The sequence below is a fragment of the Variovorax atrisoli 110B genome, from assembly GCF_000382045.1.
Lineage (GTDB): Bacteria > Pseudomonadota > Gammaproteobacteria > Burkholderiales > Burkholderiaceae_C > Variovorax > Variovorax atrisoli.
This window is the reverse complement of the sequence record NZ_KB907454.1, coordinates 201,854-221,961: the sequence shown is the minus strand read 5'-3', so window position 1 is coordinate 221,961 and position 20,108 is coordinate 201,854. Positions and strand designations below refer to the sequence as shown.

19 protein-coding genes are annotated in these 20,108 nt (G+C 69.0%); 8 read left to right on the top strand and 11 right to left on the bottom strand.

From position 1 onward, the window contains the following. Entirely contained in the window at positions 1 to 1,020 is a 1,020-nt protein-coding gene (locus G369_RS0117090) for a substrate-binding domain-containing protein (RefSeq protein WP_019655239.1), read from the bottom strand. A gap of 146 nt (positions 1,021 to 1,166) precedes the next feature. On the opposite strand from G369_RS0117090, the gene G369_RS0117085 reads away from it, so the two are divergent. The 7 genes from G369_RS0117085 to G369_RS0117055 all read left to right on the top strand — a co-directional run bounded on the left by G369_RS0117085 (position 1,167) and on the right by G369_RS0117055 (position 6,835). After that, positions 1,167 to 2,030 (top strand): SDR family NAD(P)-dependent oxidoreductase, encoded by an 864-nt coding sequence (locus G369_RS0117085; protein WP_019655238.1) that lies wholly within the window; start codon positions 1,167 to 1,169, stop codon positions 2,028 to 2,030. 8 nt (positions 2,031 to 2,038) lie between these two features. Continuing rightward, a complete protein-coding gene (locus tag G369_RS0117080; RefSeq protein ID WP_019655237.1) occupies positions 2,039 to 3,031 on the top strand; it encodes a Bug family tripartite tricarboxylate transporter substrate binding protein in 993 nt (330 codons plus the stop codon). A gap of 6 nt (positions 3,032 to 3,037) precedes the next feature. Further along, positions 3,038 to 3,610 (top strand): carboxymuconolactone decarboxylase family protein, encoded by a 573-nt coding sequence (locus G369_RS0117075; protein ID WP_019655236.1) that lies wholly within the window; start codon positions 3,038 to 3,040, stop codon positions 3,608 to 3,610. A 16-nt stretch (positions 3,611 to 3,626) separates the two neighbouring features. Next, a complete protein-coding gene (locus G369_RS0117070) occupies positions 3,627 to 4,598 on the top strand; it encodes a Bug family tripartite tricarboxylate transporter substrate binding protein (protein ID WP_019655235.1) in 972 nt (323 codons plus the stop codon). After that, positions 4,595 to 5,452, top strand: a complete 858-nt coding sequence (locus G369_RS0117065) for an SDR family NAD(P)-dependent oxidoreductase (protein ID WP_019655234.1) — start codon at positions 4,595 to 4,597, stop codon at positions 5,450 to 5,452. Before G369_RS0117070 ends, G369_RS0117065 begins: the two co-directional genes overlap by 4 nt. A 76-nt stretch (positions 5,453 to 5,528) precedes the next feature. Continuing rightward, positions 5,529 to 6,047 (top strand): nuclear transport factor 2 family protein, encoded by a 519-nt coding sequence (locus G369_RS0117060; RefSeq protein WP_019655233.1) that lies wholly within the window; start codon positions 5,529 to 5,531, stop codon positions 6,045 to 6,047. Then, positions 6,044 to 6,835: an SDR family NAD(P)-dependent oxidoreductase gene (locus tag G369_RS0117055; RefSeq protein ID WP_019655232.1), complete on the top strand. Its 792-nt coding sequence runs from the start codon at positions 6,044 to 6,046 to the stop codon at positions 6,833 to 6,835. Before G369_RS0117060 ends, G369_RS0117055 begins: the two co-directional genes overlap by 4 nt. A 31-nt stretch (positions 6,836 to 6,866) precedes the next feature. Here G369_RS0117055 and G369_RS0117050 read toward each other — a convergent pair whose 3' ends face one another. The 10 genes from G369_RS0117050 to G369_RS0117005 all read right to left on the bottom strand — a co-directional run bounded on the left by G369_RS0117050 (position 6,867) and on the right by G369_RS0117005 (position 18,342). Further along, positions 6,867 to 8,192 (bottom strand): hypothetical protein, encoded by a 1,326-nt coding sequence (locus G369_RS0117050; protein ID WP_080647849.1) that lies wholly within the window; start codon positions 8,190 to 8,192, stop codon positions 6,867 to 6,869. 106 nt (positions 8,193 to 8,298) lie between these two features. Then, positions 8,299 to 10,515, bottom strand: a complete 2,217-nt coding sequence (locus G369_RS0117045; RefSeq protein WP_019655230.1) for a LamG-like jellyroll fold domain-containing protein — start codon at positions 10,513 to 10,515, stop codon at positions 8,299 to 8,301. A gap of 726 nt (positions 10,516 to 11,241) precedes the next feature. Beyond that, the gene (locus G369_RS0117040) at positions 11,242 to 12,546 is read right to left on the bottom strand and encodes an MSMEG_0569 family flavin-dependent oxidoreductase (RefSeq protein WP_019655229.1); all 1,305 of its coding nucleotides are present in this window, start codon (positions 12,544 to 12,546) and stop codon (positions 11,242 to 11,244) included. Between the two features lie 39 nt (positions 12,547 to 12,585). Beyond that, on the bottom strand, positions 12,586 to 12,870 hold the full coding sequence (locus G369_RS0117035) for an MSMEG_0570 family nitrogen starvation response protein (RefSeq protein ID WP_019655228.1): 285 nt from the start codon (positions 12,868 to 12,870) through the stop codon (positions 12,586 to 12,588). Beyond that, positions 12,861 to 14,042 (bottom strand): MSMEG_0565 family glycosyltransferase, encoded by a 1,182-nt coding sequence (locus G369_RS0117030; protein ID WP_019655227.1) that lies wholly within the window; start codon positions 14,040 to 14,042, stop codon positions 12,861 to 12,863. Before G369_RS0117030 ends, G369_RS0117035 begins: the two co-directional genes overlap by 10 nt. Beyond that, on the bottom strand, positions 14,035 to 15,042 hold the full coding sequence (locus tag G369_RS0117025; protein ID WP_019655226.1) for a sll0787 family AIR synthase-like protein: 1,008 nt from the start codon (positions 15,040 to 15,042) through the stop codon (positions 14,035 to 14,037). Before G369_RS0117025 ends, G369_RS0117030 begins: the two co-directional genes overlap by 8 nt. Further along, a complete protein-coding gene (locus G369_RS0117020; RefSeq protein WP_019655225.1) occupies positions 15,039 to 15,623 on the bottom strand; it encodes an MSMEG_0567/Sll0786 family nitrogen starvation N-acetyltransferase in 585 nt (194 codons plus the stop codon). The genes G369_RS0117025 and G369_RS0117020 overlap by 4 nt, the downstream gene beginning before the upstream one ends. A 2-nt stretch (positions 15,624 to 15,625) precedes the next feature. Then, entirely contained in the window at positions 15,626 to 16,708 is a 1,083-nt protein-coding gene (locus tag G369_RS0117015; protein WP_019655224.1) for an MSMEG_0568 family radical SAM protein, read from the bottom strand. Further along, positions 16,671 to 17,714 carry a Nit6803 family nitrilase gene (locus G369_RS0117010; protein ID WP_019655223.1) on the bottom strand — a complete coding sequence of 348 codons (1,044 nt, stop codon included), beginning with the start codon at positions 17,712 to 17,714 and terminating at the stop codon, positions 16,671 to 16,673. The genes G369_RS0117015 and G369_RS0117010 overlap by 38 nt, the downstream gene beginning before the upstream one ends. Before the next feature lie 145 nt (positions 17,715 to 17,859). Then, positions 17,860 to 18,342, bottom strand: coding sequence for an MSMEG_0572/Sll0783 family nitrogen starvation response protein (locus tag G369_RS0117005; protein ID WP_019655222.1), 483 nt, complete (start codon positions 18,340 to 18,342; stop codon positions 17,860 to 17,862). Between the two features lie 355 nt (positions 18,343 to 18,697). On the opposite strand from G369_RS0117005, the gene G369_RS0117000 reads away from it, so the two are divergent. Beyond that, a complete protein-coding gene (locus G369_RS0117000; RefSeq protein ID WP_019655221.1) occupies positions 18,698 to 20,107 on the top strand; it encodes an aminotransferase-like domain-containing protein in 1,410 nt (469 codons plus the stop codon). The last annotated feature ends 1 nt before the right edge of the window (position 20,108 follow it).

Sequence of the window (20,108 nt, the reverse complement as noted above, 5' to 3'; positions counted from 1 at the left end):
CTAGGCCGACGCGGGCCTGGCCACCGAATCGCGCTCCACATAGCGCAGGCCGACGCGCGCCTTGCGCTGCGGCAGGCCGTTGTCGGCGATCCGCGTGAGCAGCAGGTCGACCAGACAGCGCGCGGTCTCGGACTGGTCGATGTCGAGCACGCTCACCGCGGGGTCGTGCTCCGCGGCGAAGGGCGTGTCGCCGATGGCGACCACCGAGATGTCGCGCGGCACCTGGAGCCCGCGCGCAGCGATCGCGCGCAGTGCGCTGTTGAGCATGTGGGTGCCCTGCACGATGAGTGCGGTGGGTCGCTCCGGTCGCGCAAGCAGTTCGGTGACCTCCGCCTTGACCGAGGCCGTCACGCTGCGCGCCTGCACCAGCAGATCGGGCACGGGCAGGCCCGCGGCCTGGAACGCCGTGCGGAAGCCCTGCACGCGGCGGCGCACCGGACGCGTGTCGCCCTGCCAGAGCACGAGGGCGATGTCGCGGTGCCCCAGGCCGAGCAGGTGCTCGACCACGCGCCGCACCCCGCCCGCGTGATCGATGAGCACGGCATCGTGGGCGCCGCTGACTTCGCGGTCGAACACCACGGCCGGCATCGGCAGCACCCGCAGCGCCTCCACCAGCGCCGCATTCCGCTCGTTGCCAGGCGCGAGGATCACGCCGTCCATGCCGCGCTGCGTGAACGTTCCCAACGCCTTCGTCTCGCGGTCGACGTCGTTGGCGCCGTTGGCCAGCAGCAGCAGGTAGTCGTGCCGCAGGAACTCGTCCTCCAGCGCGCGGAACACCTGCGCATACAGCGGGTTCGAGATGTCGGGCAGCAGGCAGCCGACGGTGCGGCTGAGCCGCGAACGCAGCACGCGCGCCGCATGGTTGGGGCGGTAGCCCAGCGCCGCCGCCGCCTGGTTGACCTTCTCCTGCGTAGCCGCCGAGGCGCCGGCGCCGTTCATCGCGCGCGACGCGCTGCCCAGCGAGACACCCGCCAGGCGCGCCACGTCGCGCAGATCGATCTTCTGTTTTCCTGCATTCATTCGGATGGAGATTCCCTTGCGAACAAGGAGACGAGGGACTGGGACGGGGTGAATCTTAGGTGACAGCGGCCGAGGGTTTCCACCGTTTCGGAAACGTTTCCAAAACTGAACCATGAACGCAACGAAAGACGACCAAGGAGACACGCATGTCCTCGCCAGCCATCCAGCCCGGGCAGCAGCTTTTTGCCGAAGCGCTCGGCGACCTCCGGCCCTCCGCGGGCCGCCTCGCGCAGCGGCGCATCCTGGTGGTGGGCGCGGGCCAGCGCGACATCGACGACCCCGATCCGCCCGTGGGCAATGGCCGGGCGATCTCGCTGCTATTCGCCCACGAGGGCGCGACGCTGACCTGCGTCGACATCAACCCCGCCTCGCTGCAGAAGACCTGCGACCTGGTGCGCGCATCGGGAGGCACGGCCCATGCCGAGGTGGCAGACGTCGCGCAGCCGGAGGCCGCCGCCACGACGGTGGAATGCGCGGTGCAGAAGATGGGCGGCCTCGACGGCCTCGTGATGGTGGTGGGCGTGGCCAGCGGGCTGTCGCTGGACAACCAGACCGCCGAAGCCTGGGACCGCGAGCACGCGACCAACGTGCGCTCGTGCATGCTGTTCGGCCAGCAGGCATTGCGGCACATGGCGCCCGGCGGCTCCATCGTGCTGCTGTCGTCGATCGCCGCGCTGCGCAACTCCAGCTTCAACCCCGCCTATGAGACGACCAAGGCCGCGCAGGTATCGCTCGCACGCTCGATCGCGATGGCGGGGCAGGCGCGGGGCGTGCGCTGCAACAGCATCCTGCCCGGCCTGATGGACACGCCCATCGGCCGCGCGGCGACGCGCCGAAGGTCCGACCGCCTCGCGATGCCGCTGCCCTTCGGCCGCCAGGGCACGGGCTGGGAAGTGGCCTATGCGGCCCTGTTCCTGATGTCGCACGAGGCCTCCTACGTGAACGGCCACGCGCTGGTGGTCGACGGCGGCCTGACCGGCGGCATCGCGGCACCGCGCGCCTCGGCCTGAGTGCGACCATGCAGCGACTGCAGAGACGCCGATTCCTCCAGGCAGCCGCCTGCACCGTCGCGGCGCCGCACCTGGGTGCCGCGATGGCGGCACGCGACGATGCCTACCCCAGCCGGCCCCTGCGCCTGGTCGTGGGCTTTCCAGCGGGCGGATCGGCCGACCAGTCCTCGCGCCGCCTCGCCGATCAACTGGCCCGTCAGCTGGGCCAGCCGGTGATCGTCGACAACCGGCCCGGTGCCTCCGGAAACATCGCGGCCGCGGTGGCGGCGCGCAGCGCACCCGACGGCTACACGCTCTTCTACGGCACCAACGCGACGCATGCGATGAACGTCAGCCTCTATCCGAAGCTGGACTACGACCCGGTGAAGGACTTCGCACCGATCGCGCTCGAAGGCAAGGTCTACAACGTGCTGTGCGTCAACCCGGCCTTCGAGGCGCGCGACCTCGGGAGCTTCATCACGATGGCAAAGGCGAAGCCCGAGCGCATCGCCGTCGCCACGCCCGGCAACGCCACCAGCGGCCATCTCTCGCTCGTGCTGCTCGATCGCGCGGCCAGGGTGCGCCTCGCACACATCCCGTACAAGGGCAGCGCCCCGGCGCTCAACGACGTTCTCGGCGGACAGGTGCCGGCGATCTTCGACAACGTGGCGGGCAACCTTGCCTACATCCGCAGCGAGAAGATCCGCCCGCTGGCCGTCACCTCCCGCAGCCGGCTGCCGCTCCTGCCGCAGGTGCCGACCTTCGAGGAACTGGGCCTGCCCGACTGCGAGATCGCGGCCTGGGGCGGCCTGTGGGCGCCCAGCGGCACGCCGGCGCCCCTCATCGACAGGCTCAACCAGGAAGTGAATCGCGCGCTGCAGACCCCTGCAGTGGCCGATCGCATGCGCGAACTGACGATCGAGCCCCAGGGCGGCACGCCCCAGGCCCTGGCCGACTTCGCGCGCAGTGAAACCCTCCGGTGGCGCGAGGTGATCCGCGCCGCCGCCATCCGACTCGACTGAAAGACCATGGCCCGTATCCCCTACTTCGACCTCGCAGAGGCGCCCGCGGAACTCCACGCACTGCTGGGCGGGCGCCCACCGCTGAACATCTACCGCATGGTCGCCCACGGCGGCGCCACCGCGCAGGGTTTCCTGGCCCTGGGCTCCAGCATCCTGCGGCACTCCTCGCTGCCGGTGGCGCTGCGCGAGCTGGTGATCCTGCGCGTGGGTGCGCTGTGCGGCTCCAGCTACGAGGTGACCCAGCACCGCCGCGTGGCTGCGCAGGCCGGCGTGCCATCCACCCAGGTCGAGGCGGTGCTCGACCATCCGCAAGGCAGCGTCGACAGGCCCCCGTTCGACAGCCTCGAATGCCGCGTGCTCGACTTCACCGACGCCGTGGTGCGCCAGGTCAAGGCACCGCCCGAGATGTTCGATGCGCTGGCCGCGCAACTGCCGCCGCAACAGCTGATGGAGATCGTGATGACCATCGGCTACTACATGCTGGTGTGCCGCGTGCTCGAGAACTTCGAGGTCGACCTGGAAGGCAGCGACGTGCTCGCCGGCCATGCCCCATGGGCCGAGATCCTGAGACAGAACTGAACCGGGAGACACAGCAATGACCCTCAACCGCCGGCAATTCTGCGTTGCCACCGGCCTGGCTTCGCTGGCCCCGGTGCTGCGTGCAGAGACCTATCCCTCCAGGCCCGTCACCCTGGTGGTTCCGTTCTCCGCGGGCAGCGTCGTCGACCAGCAGGCCCGCGTGATCGCACGCGTGCTCGCCACCCGCCTGGGACAGCCCATCGTGATCGACAACAAGGTCGGCGTGAGCGGCTCGATCGGCGCCGAGTTCGTCTCGCGCGCCGCGCCCGACGGCTACACGCTGCTGCTGGGCACGCAAGGCACCCAGGGCACCAACAGCGCGCTGTACAAGACGATCCGCTATGACCCGGTGAAGGACTTCGTGGCCATCCACGGCCTGTCGGGCAACGCGAACGTCCTGGTGGTCAACCCGAGGCTGGGCATCGGCTCGGTGGCCGAACTGGTCGAGCTCGCGAAGAAGAATCCGGGCAAGCTCAACTTCGGCTCGGGCGGCAACGGCACCTCGGGGCATCTGTGCCTCGAACTGCTGCAGACGCGCACCGGCACGCGCTTCACCCATGTTCCGTACAAGGCCAGTTCTGCGGCGCTGGTCGATCTGGTCTCGGGCAACGTCGATGCGATGTTCGACTTCGTGCAGACCTCCGCGCCGCACATCCGCAGCGGCAAGCTGCGCGCGCTGGCGGTCACGCGCGGCCAGCGCATGCCGATGCTGCCGGAAGTGCCGACCATGGCTGAGGCCGGCTTCGCGGGCATCGAGGCGCTGAGCTGGGGCGGTCTCTTCGCGCCCGCGAAGACGCCGGACGGCATCGTGAAGCGGCTGTCGGCGGAAGCCTCGGAAACGCTGCGGTCGCAGGAAGTCAGGAGCGCGCTCGACTCCGCGGGCAGCTTCGTCATCGACATGCCGCACGCCGAGTTCCAGGCCTACGTGAGCCGCGAAGCCGTCAAGTGGACGGAAGTGCTGCGCACGGCCGGAGTGACGCTGGAATGACCGCGCCGACCGCACCGCACACGCTCGCCGCCCCCGCCGTGGCCGCCATCACCGGCGCCGGCAGCGGCATCGGCCGCGCACTGGCCCTGGCCTGCGCCGGCGAGGGCATGGCCGTGGCGCTCGCCGACGTCGAGACGGAAGCGCTCGCTGGCACCGAGGCACTCGTTCGATCGATGGGCGTGCCCACGCTCGCACAGCATTGCGACGTGAGCCGCGCCGCCGATGTCGAGGCCTTCGCGCAGGCCTGCGACGACCGCTTCGGTGGCGTCGACTGGCTCTTCAACAACGCAGGCGTGGCCGTGCTGGGGCCCGCATGGGCCGCCACCGAATCGGACTGGCAGTGGGTGCTGGGCGTGAACGTGCTGGGCGTGGCCAACGGCGTGCGCAGCTTCGTTCCACGCATGCGCGCACGGGGCCGACCCGCCCACGTGATCAACACCGCGTCCGCCGCCGGGCTCGCCACGCTGGCCGGCTCCGCCGTGTACAGCGCGAGCAAGCACGCGGTGGTGGCCTTCTCGGAGTGCCTCGCGCGCGACCTGGAGCAGGCCGGCGCGCCGATCGGCGTGACCGTCGTCTGCCCTTCGCTGCTGCCCACCGGCATCCATGCATCGCAGCGCAATCGGCCGAGCACCCTCTCCGACACCGTCGCACCCGCGGCGGCCTATGACGAGCGCGTGCGCCAAGGCATGGCGGCGTCCCCCATCGATGCGACGGACGTTGCCGCAGCGACGCTGGCGGCAGTTCGCACGGGGCGCTTCTACGTCATTCCGCACAGTCAGACCGGCGGTTCGGTCCGGCGACGCATGAACGCGATCCTCGACGACTTCGGCAAGGAGCATCCCGAGGCGGGATGAGACTGCCGCGCCTCCTCCACTGCCCTATCGGCCCTGCGCCACCGCGGGGCCATGCACCCTCTTCCGGAGAATCCCAATGAATACCGAAGCCAACGGCACGCTCGCGCAGGTCGCGCAGATTTCGCAGCAATTGCAGGCCCTGCAGCGCCGCGTCGACCAGCTCGAAAGCGTCGAGGCGATCCGCGCGCTGCGCGCCCGCTACCACATGCTGGTCAACGAGGACCAGGGCCCGCGCCTGCACGAGCTGTTCGCGGAAGACGCGAGCGTCATCTACAACGGGCGCCCCGAGGTCTTCGGGCGCGAGGCCATCCGCAGCTTCTTCGAGAACTTTCCCGTGCAGTACGCGCGGCAGTTCATTCACCAGCACGAGGTGAGTGTCGACGGCGACACGGGCACCGGCCAGTCCTACCTGGACGGCCGCCCCGTGCACGGCGGAAAGAGCTTCTACGTGGTGGGGCGCTTCGACGACACCTACGTGCGCATCGACGGCCGATGGCTCTTCAAGAAGGTGGTGCTGACCGTCCACTACATGGTCGAGGCGGCCGAGCACTGGGAGGCCCTGCTGCCGGTGAAGAAGAACGCGGAGGCGGCATGAGCCTGGCTTCGCTCTTCGACCTCACCGGGCGCAGCGTCCTGGTCACCGGTGCCGCCAGCGGCCTCGGCCTGGCCTTCGCGGAGACGATGCTGGAAGCCGGTGCGCGCACGCTCATGACCGACATGGATGCGCAGGCGCTCGATGCCCAGCTGCAGCGACTGAAATCGCGCTACCCGCTGGCCGAAGGCGCAACGCTGGACGTCGCCGATGCCGCGGCGGTCGACGCGCTGGTGGACGGCATGGCAGCGCGCCACGGCGCCATCGACTGCGTGTTCGCGAACGCGGGCGTCAGCGCAGGGCGAGGCTTCGTCGTGGAGGCGGGCCAGCTGGAGAACATCGACCTCGCGCACTGGGACAAGGTCCTGCGCATCAACCTCGACGGCGTGCTGCACACGGTGCGCGCGGCTGCGCGGCACATGAAGCCGCGCAGGGAAGGACGCATCGTCGTGACCACGTCGATCGCGGGCCTGCGCTCGGAGTCGCTCTCCGGCTACGCCTACGTCGCGTCCAAGGCGGCGGCGAACAACCTGGTCAGGCAGGCCGCGATGGAGCTCGCACCGCACAACGTGCTGGTGAACGCCATCGCACCCGGCCCCTTCGCCACCAACATCAACGGCGGGCGCCTGCGTCTTCCGGAGTCGGCCGAGCGCATGCGGACCCACATTCCCCTCGGCCGCGTGGCCCAGGTCGAAGAGATCAAGGGGCTGGCCCTGCTGCTGGCCTCTCCTGCTTCCAGCTACATGACCGGGGCGATCATTCCGGTCGATGGCGGTGCTTCCGCGCGATAGGGAGACAGGAAGCCGCTAGAGCGCTGATCCGCTACTTCAGCGCAGCGCCGCCTCGTGCGAGGTATTGCGCGGAAAGGCGCGCGAACTGGCCGCCATCGGTAGCGATCGTGGTCTGGTTGCCCCAGCCGGCGCCAAAGACGATCCCGAAGGTGTGCATGTCACCGTATTCCTGCGTGTTGGTCAGCATGTAGTCGACGCGGTTGTCACGGTAGTGCCCGTCGGTGCCGCCGGGCGTGTCGGAAGGAACGCCCATCGGCGTCTGCCACCACAGGATGGGCAGGCCGTTGCCCAAGGCTGCGCGATAGTCCGAATACTGCTTCTGCGAATCGTGGAAGTTCGGGCTGGTCTTGTTGCTCGCGTCCCAGTAACGATCGCTTCCGTTCTGGCATCCGTCGGGCCTCGGCGTCACCTCCCGGCAGCCCGCGTCGCGGTCGCTGGTCTGGGCGACGATGAAGTCCGCCTGGTTCGCGCCGGCGGTTTGCATCATCGCGCCGATCTCGGAGGGCGTGCCGTTCCAGAACGCGGGCGGGAACCCGATCAGCGCCTTGGGCGCGATCTTCCGGCCCATCTGCACGACGCACTGGCCGAGGCCCGCGACGGTGTCGGGCAGCGTGCTGCATTCGGGCTGACCGCTGACGCGAGCGGGAAGTTTCGTCAGATCGTGATCGGACCGCTTCCCTGCAGCGAAGCCCCAAAAGTCCGGCTCCACGTTGATCAGAACGGGTTTGTCCAGCTTCGCGATGAGCTGATACATCAGCCGGACCTGGCCCCAGTATTTGTCCATGAAGGCCACATCGTCGGTCGTGCCGACATTGCCCTCGCCGTTCGCCGTCATCTGGTAGAGCGTGAACATGGGCACCGCACCGTAGGCCTGCGCAGCCTGCGCAAAGATGGTGACGTAGGCGCCGCCCGCGTTCCAGTCGGGCCAGCCTCCGTTGTAGCCCACGATCCCCACAAGGTAGTGCTCCACGATGTCGGGGTGGATGTCCTGGCTCTTCAAGTCATCGGTGGAATTGGCGCTCAGGCCAACCAGCACCCGGGCGGGTTTGCCGAGCTTGTTCGCCAGGGCGACGGTGGCCGCGACAGGTGCGGAGCCGCCGCTCGTGCCTCCATTGCCGCCTTGGGTGCCACTGCCGGAGTTGTTGCCGGCCGCTTGGTCACCGCTGCTCTGACCGCCTCCGCTCTGCGCGCCGTTGCTCTGGCCGCCATCGGATTGAGTGCCCGTGCCGCCCTGGCCCGCCGGGCTGCCGACCAGCGGAACGCCGGCCCCTCCTCCGCCGCCACCTCCTCCGCCACAACCGAAGAGCAACAGAGAAGCCACCAGCGCGGAAGCGCACCGCCGAGAAAGAATGTCCATGAGAGAAATCCGAAAGGTCGAAGTCGAGCAAGCACCGGCGCGCCCGTGCATGCGCGCGCCGGTTCGGGTTGCGGGTGTTCCGGGCAGCGCTGCTGCCCGATGGCACTCAGCGGGCGAGGTCCGCAATGAAGGCTGCGTCCTTCGCGCCGCTGTAGATGCGGAAGTCCTGCATGCGCCCCTTGAAGTACGGATCGCCGCCGTACTGGGAGCGCCCCAGCCAGGTCCGGGTGGTCTTGCCCATCTGGAAAGGATTCATCCAGATGCCGTCTGCGGTGGCCACCTGCGCGCCATCCATGTAGAGCGTGCCCACAGTGCCCGAGAGCGTGACCGCCAGGTGCACCCAGCGCCCGGTGGGTGTCTCTCCGCCGGCCACCGACTCTTCCTTCCAGAACTGATTGCGAGAGCCTGAAAAACGCAGCTGCTTGTTGCCGTCGCGAAGGATGAGGATCATGTAGGCCACGTCGTTGGAACCGAAGTCGAAAACGCGTGCGATGACCGACGCCGTATCCCAGTAGACCCACACCGCGACCGTGAAATCGCCCAGGGCCGACACGGCTCCGTCGGGCAGCTGGATGTGACCGCTGCGGCCGTCGAGCTGCACGGCGCTTCCGCCGTTGCGTCCTTCGCCCCAGCTCGTGCCGCCGATCAGTTGCCCGTGCAGGCCGCGGCCGCTGGCGTCGTTGGCATCGCCGTTGAGCGGCAGGTGCAGCCACAGCTCGCCCGGGACCGCCACGCGCAGGGTGTCCGCACCGGTCATCTCTCCGGCGTCGGTCACCGCGTCGATCCGGTAGTACCAGGTGCCCTGGTCGGGATCGTCGGTGTAGGTGCGCGGGTCGGTGACCGGCGCGAGGGTCGTGAACGGACCGTTGGGCGACGCCGCGCGCTGCACGAGGTACTGCGAAGCGCCTGCGGTGCCCCACCACGACAGCTGCACCTTTCCATCGCTCAGGAATGCGCTCAGGCCGCTGGGCCTGGCAGCAGGAACCGGATCGCGTGCATAGAGCAGCGTGCCGATGCCCGGCTGGTCTCCGCCGTCGACGCGCTCGGGCCGGATCTTGTCGAGCATCGCCTTGGTCCAGGGGGCCGAGAGTCCCTTGCGGCTCACATAGTGGCTGTAGATGAGGTCCCAGTTGGGCCGCAACTGATTTGTGCCCGCCGCAGCGGTCCCCGCTCCGTGGACTCCGTCGTAGGGGGCGAACGGCATCGTGTACAGCGCGTTGCCGTTGGCATCCGCGAGGTTCGTCTTGGCCACGTACTCCGCACCGGCCAGCAGCCGGTTGTTCCAGTAGCCGAAGAGGTCCTCGCCCTGGTTCCAGGCCATCTGGCACAGCATGCCGGCCAGCGAGATGCCGAGTGTGGAGTGGCCCTGGTCGCGATGGCTCTCCTGCCATTGACCGAGGTAACCGGGGTGCACGTAGTAGACGTTGTTGGCGCTCGCGCCGCAGCCACGTCCGCTCTTGTAGTAGTTGCTCGCCTCGGCGACCAGGTCGGGCCGGTCGCAGAACACGCCGATCGCATAGACGGCGCAGATGTTGGCCAGGTCCCAGTTGGCCCAGTAGTGGGTGACCTTTCTGATCTCGGTGCCGTTGTGGTTGACAAGAAAGTCGTGGGCCTTCGGATAGAACACGTTCAGCAGCATGGTCTGGAATCGCGCGACGTCTTCCTTCGCCCAGCCGGAGTAGCTGCGCATCAGTTCGGCGGCGTTGGCCCACTGGTTGCCGTAGAGGCCCGAGGCGAGGAAGACGTTGGAGTTGCCGCCCAGCTCGGTCAAGGTCGACGACCATGCGTTGAGGAACTCCACCGCCTTCTTCGCATAGCGCTCGTCTTTGGAGATGTTCCAGCGCAATGCGAGATGAAGGGCGCGCACCATGTCGCCGATCATCTGCCAGTAGTTCTCGCCATCGACGCCGCGCGTCACCAACGCCAGCGGACGCGGATTCGCGTCGAGGTTGGTGTTGTTCGTCTTGAGCATCATGTTCATGCCACCCACCCAGGGCTCCGCATTGGCGGCCAGCTTGTCGCGGATGCGCTGTAGGTCGTCTTCCGTCACGAGCAGGCCGGGGTGCACGATCTTGTGCACTGTGGGCTCGGGGGTCGTCGGCTCGGGTGCAGGGCTATCGGGGGTGCCGGGGGAATCGGCACCGGCGACCGCAGCGGGGGTCTGCTGCTGCGGCGCCTGCTGCGCGGCTGCGCCGCCTATGGGCGAGAAGCTGCTGCCCCCGCTTCCTCCACCGCATGCCGTCGTGCCCAGTGCCAGGGCACCTGCGGTACCGAGGAAGAAAGTGCGTCGATCCAGCAGGTTTGCGTTCTTCTCATCGCTCATGGGTGTGTCATTTCTCGTGAATGTGTAAAGAAGTGATTCCGCAAACTGCGTGCCACATTGCTCGATCGCTCAGCGCGATCAAATCGGTAAAACCGATGGATACATTGCGCGCAACACGAGCGACGTGTAACGACAGGAAGTGACATTCGTTGTCACATGCGATGCGCGGCAACGCCACTGAATGTCATCGCTCGCTGCCTTGTCCGTGCATGTTCGACATACACGAGCAGCACCTCGCCATGCAGCACACAGACGCGAACACGCACGGCAGCGCATGGCTGCCGCACTGCGGGCCTCGGATCGCATCGCCAGCTCGCAGCTCGATCAGGTTGCGGAGTTCACTCCCACGTTCGGGCAGGGCTCGACTTGCGCCGGCACCTGCTTGTCTGAGGAAAGACCCGATCCTGAAGTCGAACCGGAGTGGCTGGAGGGAACCTCCATTGGGCGCCTAGTGTGGCCCACAAGATGAAGAAATCGCGCGTCGGATTGCCTCTGAAAATGAGCGGCTGAATTTCATTTTCAGAATGACTGGAGCACTGGCGCGCAGACGCGCCAGCGCTTCGTTGCAACGGGTGCTGCAACTGCGCAAGCAAGAGATTGACCCGTTCGCGCTGCAGAACGAACGAGGCACGCGGCCCGCTCAAGGACATCGCCGCAGACGCACCCGCGCGCGCACGCGTCATCACGCTCGAGCGCGTCAGTCCGCGCTCGATTGAACGACGCTTGCTATGCCGCCTGCAGGCTCATCGGCGCGCCGGTATCGGCCCGCATGCCACGCAGCTGAACTCGATATCCCTCGATGGCCTCCGCGAGAAACTCCGCGTCGCGCGCCACGCCCGAGAAGCGCCCCGAGCCCCAGGTATGCAGCCATGGCAGCCCGAGGAAATAGAGCCCCGGCTCCCGCGTGACGCCGCGCAGATGCACGGGTGCGCCACGGCCGTTGAACACCGGCGCGTCGACCCACGCGAAATCGGGCGAGAAGCCGATGCACCAGATCACGCTGGTGATGCCGGCTGCTGCAAGGTCGAGCTTCGTGCGCTCCTGCGGCGGCTCCCACACAGGCGTGTAGACCGAAGGCGGCGGCGCCTCGATGCCCTGCGCGGCGATGTACTTGTCGATCGATGCGTTGATGCGGTTGTAGGTGTCGTCGGCCTGGTCGAGGTTGTCGCGCAGGTTCGGCTGGAACTCGAAGGCGCCGCCGTCGAAGCCGCCGAGCAGGCCGTAGAGCTCCATGCCTTCGAGGGCGAAGCGCCGCAGGTCGATGTCGCGGCCGCCGTCGCGGCCCGTCACGTAGTGGTTGGTGTTGTCGCGCACGCCTTCGCGCAGCGGGTGCTCTGTGACGGGCATGTCGTAGTACTTCATGTCGGCGAGCCAGTCGACCACCTCGCGGCCGCGGTAGAAGCGCGCGCAGCGCGGCGCATTGCCGGTGGCCAGGTGGACCTTGCGGCCGGCCAGGTGCAGGTCTTCGGCGATCTGCGCGCCCGACTGCCCGCAGCCCACCACCAGCACCGCGCCCTCGGGCAGCTGCGCCGGGTTGCGGTACTGCGCCGAATGGAACTGCGCGACGCCCGCCGGCAGCTTCTCCGCCAGACGCGGCACGATGGGGCGGTGATAGCCGCCCGAGGCCACCACCACCTGGTCGGCGGTGTAGAGGCCGACGTCGGTCTGCACGTTGAAGCGCTCGCGTTCGCCGTCGCGCGCCACGCGCTCCACGGTCACGCCCTCGATGGCGGGAGCCTTCACATGCTCGACGAAACCGGCGAGCCACTCGTTGATCTGGTCCTTGACCATGAAGCCGTGCGGATCACCGCCCTTGTAGCCCCAGCCCGGCAGCTGGCACTGCCAGTTGGGCGTGACGAGGCAGAACGAATCCCAGCGCTGCGTGCGCCAGGTGTGCACGAGGCTGCGCTTCTCGATCACGAGGTGGTCGATGCCGCGCAGCTGCAGGCAGTAGCTCAGCGACAGGCCGGCCTGGCCGCCGCCGACGATGACGACGCTGTAGTGGCTGCGTCCGCCGTAGGGATGTGACATGAGGGTCTCTCTTTCTCTCTCTGGATGTAGCGGGGTCGGTCAGTCGAAGGCGACGACGGTGACCTTCGCATCGGGGGTGCTGCCGAATCGCGCGGCGATGCCTTCGATCTCCGCGAGCTGGTCCATCGCCTGCGAGCAGGCGAAGCCGTACTTCGCGCGCACCCGCTCCGAGGCGATGCCCAGCGCCTCGCGCGTGCGCAGCAGGAAGTCGTCGAGGTCGTAGCGCTCGCCGGGCACGAGGAAGTCGCGCACCACCAGCGAGGGCGAGTAGCAGCGCGTCTCGCTGGCGTCGGGCCAGCGCACGTGGAAATGCATCACGGGCATGCTTCGGTCTCCTGGATGGCGGCGCGGTACAGCGCCGCGTGCCGCTCGGCACTGGCCTGCCAGCTGAAACGCCCCGACAGCCGCGAAGCCGAACGCGCGATGCGATGCGCGTCGCGCGTCGAGAGCGCATGCCGCAGGGCGGCAGCGATGGCGCCGGCATCGGACGGGTCGGCCCAGCTCACGTCGTCCTCGGCGAGGTACTCGGTGAACGGGGCGATGCGCGAAGCGACCACCGGCACGCCGCTCGCCAGCGCCTCGAGCACCACCAGCCCGAAGCCCTCGCGCAGCGAAGGCATCGCGACGACATCGGCCAGCCTATAGAGCGAAGGAATGTCCTCGTCAGGCAGCGGGCCGGTCAGCCGCACCGGCTGCGCCGGATCGTCGTCGAACCCCAGCTCCTGCATCAGGGCGCGGAACCGCAGGGCATAGGCCGAGTGATCGAGCAGGCTTGCACCGCCCGCCACGACCAGTTGCGCCTGCGGGTGCGCGACACGCAGCAGCGCGAAGGCCGACAGCAGCCGCGCGGTGTTCTTGCGTTCCTCGACACCGCCCAGCGCCAGCACCACGGGCGCGCCGCGCCGGATGCCCAGTCGCTGCGCCAGCGCGGCGTCGGACGACCGCGCCTGCGGCGAGAAGCGCGCGGTGTCCACGCCGTTGGGCACTTCGTGCGCGGCGATGCCGTACTCGCTCGCCAGGTGCTCGCGCCACAGCCGGCTCACGCACAGCACCTGGCTCGCACGCGCGAAGGCCGTGTGCTGCCACTGCGTGAGCTGCGGCACGTCGAAGCTGTCGAGGTGGTGGACGGTGCGCACGAAGCCGTCGATGTCGCCTGCATCGCTCAGACGGGCGAGCGCATTGCCGCCGATGGAGTCGTGCGTGTGCAGCACGTCGAACCGCTCGCGCGCCAGCATGCCGCGCAGGTGCTGCACGAAGGCCTCGATGCGCGACCGCACCATCTCCACCGTGTCGCGCGGTGTCGTATGCACCGGCACCAGTTCGACCGCGCAGGGCGGCTGACGGAACAGCCGCTGCCCCGGCGCGGCGGGTGCGAGCACGGTCACCGTGTGGCCGGCCTCGTGCAGCGCCGCGGCGAGCTCCAGCGTGTGGACCACGCCGCCGCGCGGGTTGACCGAATGCGTCAGCAGTGCGATGCGCAGCGGGCGATCAGACATAGGTCGCCTCCCGGGTGTCGGCCGCCGGCTGGATGAAGGCATCGCTGCCGAAGTCCCACAGCAGCGCCTCTTCGCCGCCGGCGCGCAGCCGCACCTGCCGTGTGGCATCGACCTGGCCGACCACCGCGCAGGCGATGTCGCGCGCGGCGAACCGGGCGGCCACTGCCGCCGCCTGCGCCGGCGACACGCTCAGCACGAAGCCGTAGCTCGGGAAGGAAGACAGCCAGCGCAGCAGCGGCACGCCGTCGGGCCGCGGGATCGCGTCGAGGTCGATGCGGGCGCCAACGCCCGAGCATTCGAGCAGCATCATGGCCGTGCCCACGGCGCCGGCCATGCTGATGTCCTTGGCGGCGCGGCACAGGCCGCTCTCGGCGATCGAGGGCAGCAGTTCGAGGTCGGCGCGCAAACGTGCGGCAGGCGCGCGGGTCGACGCGTTCCAGTACGGGAAGGGTTCTTCGTAGGCGCCGCGCAGGTCTGCGGCCATCAAGAGCAGGTCGCCCGGCTTCGCATCGAAGCTGGTGAGCAGCCTGCGGGCATGGCCGAGGATGGCCACGGCGAGCTGGGGCCGATCGCTGCGGTTGTTGCTGTGCCCGCCGACGATGGGCACGCCGTAGCGCGCGGAGGCCTCGGCCATGCCGCGCAGCATGTCGTGGGCCGGGTTCATGCCCGTGCTCCACAGCGCGTCGACCACGGCCGTCGGGCGTCCGCCCATGGCGTAGACGTCGCTCACGTTGACCATCACGCCGCAGTAGCCCGCGAACCAGGGCATGCGCACGATGAAGTCTTCCACCAGCCCCTCGATGGCGAACAGCAGGTAGCCGCCGCGGCCGTCGGGAATGGCCGCGCAGTCGTCGCCGACCGGCACGGCCTGCGCGAGCGCATCGTGTCCGCCGGGCAGCGAGCGGCCCAGTGCCGACACCACGTCGCTGATGTCGCGCTTGTGGGCGAAGCCGCGCGTGGCGCGCAGGGCCTCGGCGATGTCGTGGACCCCGGTCGTCATGACGCCACCCGCGCACGCGTGACGAAACCGCTCACGGGATCGTGGCAGGGCGGGTACCAGCCGAGGTCGGCCTGCATGCGCGCATGCGGGCGGCCGTGCACGCTGGTCTCCTCGAGCACCTGCCAGCCGAGCTTGCGGAACAGCGGCACGTTCTGCCGCTGCACCTGCGCCAGGAAGGTCTCGCAACCCAGCGCATTGGCACGCGACACCGCCAGCCGGATCAGCGTCACGCCCAGGTGACCCTGGCTGCGGAACGCGGGATGAACGGCCAGTCGCGAGCCCCACCATTCGTCCTTGCCCGCGCCCTCGCCCTGGGCGCGATGGATGCGCACGGTGCCCACCACCTGCTCCGGCATGCCGCCGTTGCAGGACATGGCCACCAGCAGCTGCGCGCGATCGTCGATGGCGTCGCGGTCGTCGCGCGCGAAGATGCCCTGCTCGATGCAGAACACCGCACGGCGCAGCGCCATGGCCTCGTCGCGCTCCCACTGCTGCGCGGCTTCGCGCACCAGGTATTCGACGGGCGCATAGTGATCGCCCATCCGGTCGCCCATCTCGCAGAGGTCGTCGAGGCACAGCATGGTCAGCTCCCGCCTTCTTTTTCGTAGATGGAGAGCGACGAACACGCGCCGCACTTGCCGCAGCCGGCCTTGATGTCGGCCGAGCGCAGGCCGGCCGCCACCACGCGCTCGCCCAGTGGCGCGAGCAGCGACTTCATGAACTCGGGCGTGGGTGCGGGGTGATCTTCCAGCGGTGTGCCGCTGATCGGCACGAAGGGCACGACGAAGGGATAAACGCCGCGCGCCAGCAGCTGGTCGCAGGTGTCGAGGATGGCCTCGCGCGTGTCGCCCAGGCCGGCCAGGATGTAGGTGCTGACCTGTCCGCGCCCGAACACGCCCACGGCCGCCTCGAAGGCGCTCATGTAGCGCGAGATGGGCACGCTCGCCTTGCCCGGCATGATGCGCTCGCGCACCTCGGGCGTGACCACCTCCAGGTGCATGCCCAGGGTGTCGATGCCCGCGGCCTTCATGCGATGGAACCACTGGTCGTCGTCGGGCGGCTCGCACTGGCCCTGGATCGGGATGTCGACCGCGGCCTTGATCGCGAAGGCGCTCTCGCACAGCACGGCCGCGCCGCGGTCGGTGGCATTGGGCGTGCCGGTGGTCATCACCATGTGCTTGACGCCGTCGAGCAGCACGGCGGCGCGCGCCACCTCCGCGAGCTGCTCGGGCGTCTTGCGCGCGACGGTGCGCCCGGCCGCGAGCGACTGGCCGATCGCGCAGAACTTGCAGCTCTTCCTGCGGCTCTCGTAGCGGATGCATGTCTGCAGCACGGTGGTGGCCAGCACGTCGCTGCCGTGCAGCGTGGCGATGTGCGAATACGGCACGCCGTCGAAGGTCTGCATCGCGTAGAAGCGCGGCTGCTTCGGAAAGCTGATGCTCGCGATCGGGATGCTGCCGCGCATCACGCGGCTCACGCCCGCGGCGTCGGGCGCCTCGGCGGTGAAGGGCGAGTGCCAGGCGGTGGAGGTGTGGACGGGCACCATGATCGTGTGGCCATCCACCGTCACGGCCTTGTGGTCCGAAGGGCCCGCGCCGCCGCGGCGGCTCGATATGCCGGCCGAAGGGTCAGCCAGCCGCAACCCGAAGGACTGGAGCTCGGTCATCAGCTGCCGGCTGTCTTGCTGTGTCGTCGTGGTCATGTTCTGCACTCCGTTGAACGTGGGGTTGCGTGCGATCCATCGGCACGGTGGTCTGCGCCGGTCGGTCGTTGATGGCGAGCGAGAGCAGCTCCGGCCGCGCGTAGTGGCCGACCGAATCCATCATTCGCTTGCGCTTGGCGATGAGCGCCATGTCGAGGTCGGCCACCACCATGCCTTCGCCCTCGGTGAGCGGCGGCGCGAGGTGCTTGCCCTCGGGCGAGACGATGGCGGTATGGCAGCCGCCGCGCAGCGCCTTCTGCAGGTTGGCGTCGGGCGTGACCGAGCGGATCTGCTCGTCGGTGAGCCAGCCGGTGGCGTTGACCACGAAGCAGCCCGACTCCAGCGCGTGGTGGCGGATGGTCACTTCCATCTGCTCCGCGAAGATCGGGCCGACCAGCGAGCCGGGGAACTGCGCGCAATGGATCTGCTCGTGCTGCGCCATCAGGCTGTAACGCGCGAGCGGGTTGTAGTGCTCCCAGCAGGCCAGCGCGCCCACGCGGCCGACCGCGGTGTCGACCACCTTGAGGCCGGCGCCGTCACCCATGCCCCAGACCATGCGCTCGTGGTACGTGGGCGTGATCTTGCGGCGCTTGAGCACCAGCGTGCCGTCGGCGTCGAACACCAGCTGCGTGTTGTAGAGGCTGCCGTGGTCGCGCTCGTTCACGCCGAGCACCACCACCATGCTGCGCGCCCTTGCCCGCTCGGCCACCGCCTGCGTGACGGGGCCGGGCACCACCACCGCGCGCTCGGCCAGCTGCAGGTGCGGCGCGCCCTGCTGCACCGGCGGCAGCACGAAGCTGAAGTAGGGGTAGTAGGGCACGAAGGTCTCGGGAAAGACCGCGATCTGCGCGCCCTTCGCGGCGGCCGCGTCGATGGCGCTGCACACGCGCTCCAGCGTGCCGTCCGGCCGTTCGAAGTCGGGCGCGATCTGGATCGCCGCGGCACGCACGATGCGGGGTGAAGAGCTCATGGTCGTCCCCCGTCCGCAGCGGCAAGCGAAGCGAAGCCAATTCGGGGAACGCCGCAGAACCGGCTTTGCCGGGCTGCCGGTGTTGCCCCCGGTGAGGGGGTTGGCGAAGCGACACGAAGTGCGCGAAGACTGGGGGAAGACATGTTCAGAGCGTCCAGGTGTCGATGACCACGGCGCCGGCCTTCTTGTGCAGCAGCACGAGGTCGAGCACGTCCAGCGGGTTGATCGGCTTGATGCCCTCGATCAGCGCGCCCTCGCCATGCCCGTACAGCGCCTGCAGCGCGAAGCGGCAGGCGTAGACCTTGCCGCCCTCCTCGATGAACTTGGCGATCTGCTTGTTGAAGTTCTGGTGGCCCGGGAAGGCCTCGTCGCCCAGCGTCGGAAAGCCGCGCTGCACGCCCAGCGTCACGCCGGGGCCGTACAGCAGCACCGACGTGTCGTAGCCCTTGCGCTTGAGCCGCGTGGCCTGCAGCAGGTTCACGAAGCCGATGGAGCCTTCGAAGGCCACCGTGTGGAAGGTGACGAGCGCCTTCTCTCCGGGCTCGGCCTTGACGTCTTCGAACACCTTCTCTTCGTAGTCGACGAGGAACTCGCCTTTTTCGTTGCGGGGGCGGGTGACTTTGGGCATGGGGTACTCCGGTTGGGTGAAGGGGTACGCAGGTGTTGCGTGCCTTCTTCTTCGCAGGCGTTGTGCCAGCGGCCGGCCGGGCTCGTGCGATCAATGCGCGATCAACGCGAAGCGGCGCGGCGTGCGCGAGCGCAAAATTTTTTTCAGGGCCTGCAAAGGCACCGACGAAGCAGGCCACGGCGGCCATTTCCGCACCGCGACGACGCACGCCGCATGCGATCAATGCACCCGATCAACGGGGTTGATCGCACCTGATCGAAGCATCCGCCCCCTCTGGCGCGGGCGCGGTTCCTGCATGTTGATCGGTGGCCAGATGCAATCAATGGATGCAATCAACTCCGCCGGAACACGCCCGATGACCACCATCACCGCCCACTGGCGCAAGCAGTTGCGCAACACCGCCCGCCCGGCCTATCTGCTGCTGGCCGACCTGATCGCCGACGACATCAAGACCGGCCGCCTGGGCGTGCGGGACCGCCTGCCCACGCTGCGCGAGCTGGCGGCGGACCTCGACCTCAACTACACGACGGTGGCGCGCGGCTATGCCGAGGCGCGCAAGCGCGGGCTGATCGATTCGCGCGCGGGCACCGGCACCTTCATCCGCTCGGGCAGCCCGAGCCTGCGGCTGCGCGGTGGCAGCGGCGCCGAGATGACGATGAACATGCCGCCCGAGCCCGACGACGAGCACCTGATGGCGCGCCTGCACGACAGCGCCAGCCGCGCCTTCGCGCAGGTCGATTTCCACGACCTGCTGCGCTACCAGGACTTCGGCGGCACCGCGCACGACCGCGCCGCCGCGATGCACTGGCTGCGGCCTTTCGTGCCCGACGCCAGCGTCGATCGCATCCTGGTGTGCCCCGGCATCCACGGCGTGCTTACCGCGCTGTTCTCGCAGCTCGCACGGCCCGGCGAGCTGGTTTGCGTGGAGTCGCTCACCTACCCCGGCGTGAAGGCCATCGCGGCGCAGCTCGGCGTGCAGCTGCATGCGCTGCAGATGGACGACGACGGCCCCATCGCCGATGCCTTCGAGCACGCCTGCAAGACGCTCAAGCCCAAGGCGCTGTACTGCAACCCCACCCTGCTGAACCCGACCTCGGCCACCGTGTCGCGCGCGCGGCGCGAGGCGCTGGCCGACGTGGCGCTGCGCTACGCGGTGCCGATCATCGAGGACGACGCCTACGGCATGCTGCCGCGGCAGACGCCCGCGTCGCTGGCCACGCTCGCGCCGGGGCTCACCTACTACGTGAGCGGTTTCTCCAAGTGCTTCGGCGCGGGGCTGCGCAGCGCATACGTGTGCTCGCCGACGGTGGTGCAGTCGCAGCGGCTGGCAGGTGCGATGCGCGCGACCACCGTGATGGCCTCCCCGATCACCAACGCGCTGACGACGCTGTGGGTCGAAGACGGCACCGCCGACGAGATGCTGCAGGCGGTGCGCGCCGAATCGGCGGCCCGGCAGGTGCTGGCTGCACGCCACCTGGGCGACAGCGGCCTGCAGGCGCATCCCGAAGGCTTCCATGCGTGGCTGCCGCTCACGCCCGGCTGGAGCCCGGTGGAGTTCGCGTCCTACCTGCGCACGCAGAACGTCGGCGTGGTCGCGAGCGCCGCCTTCTCCACCGACGGCGATCCGCCCGACGCAGTGCGCATCTGCCTGGGCGGCCCGATGACGCGCGAGCAGTGCGACCAGGCGCTGCGGCTGATCGCGGACACGCTGGCGCATCCGCTGCATCCGCACGCGACCCTGGGGGATCGCGGCGGGGGCCGGTGAC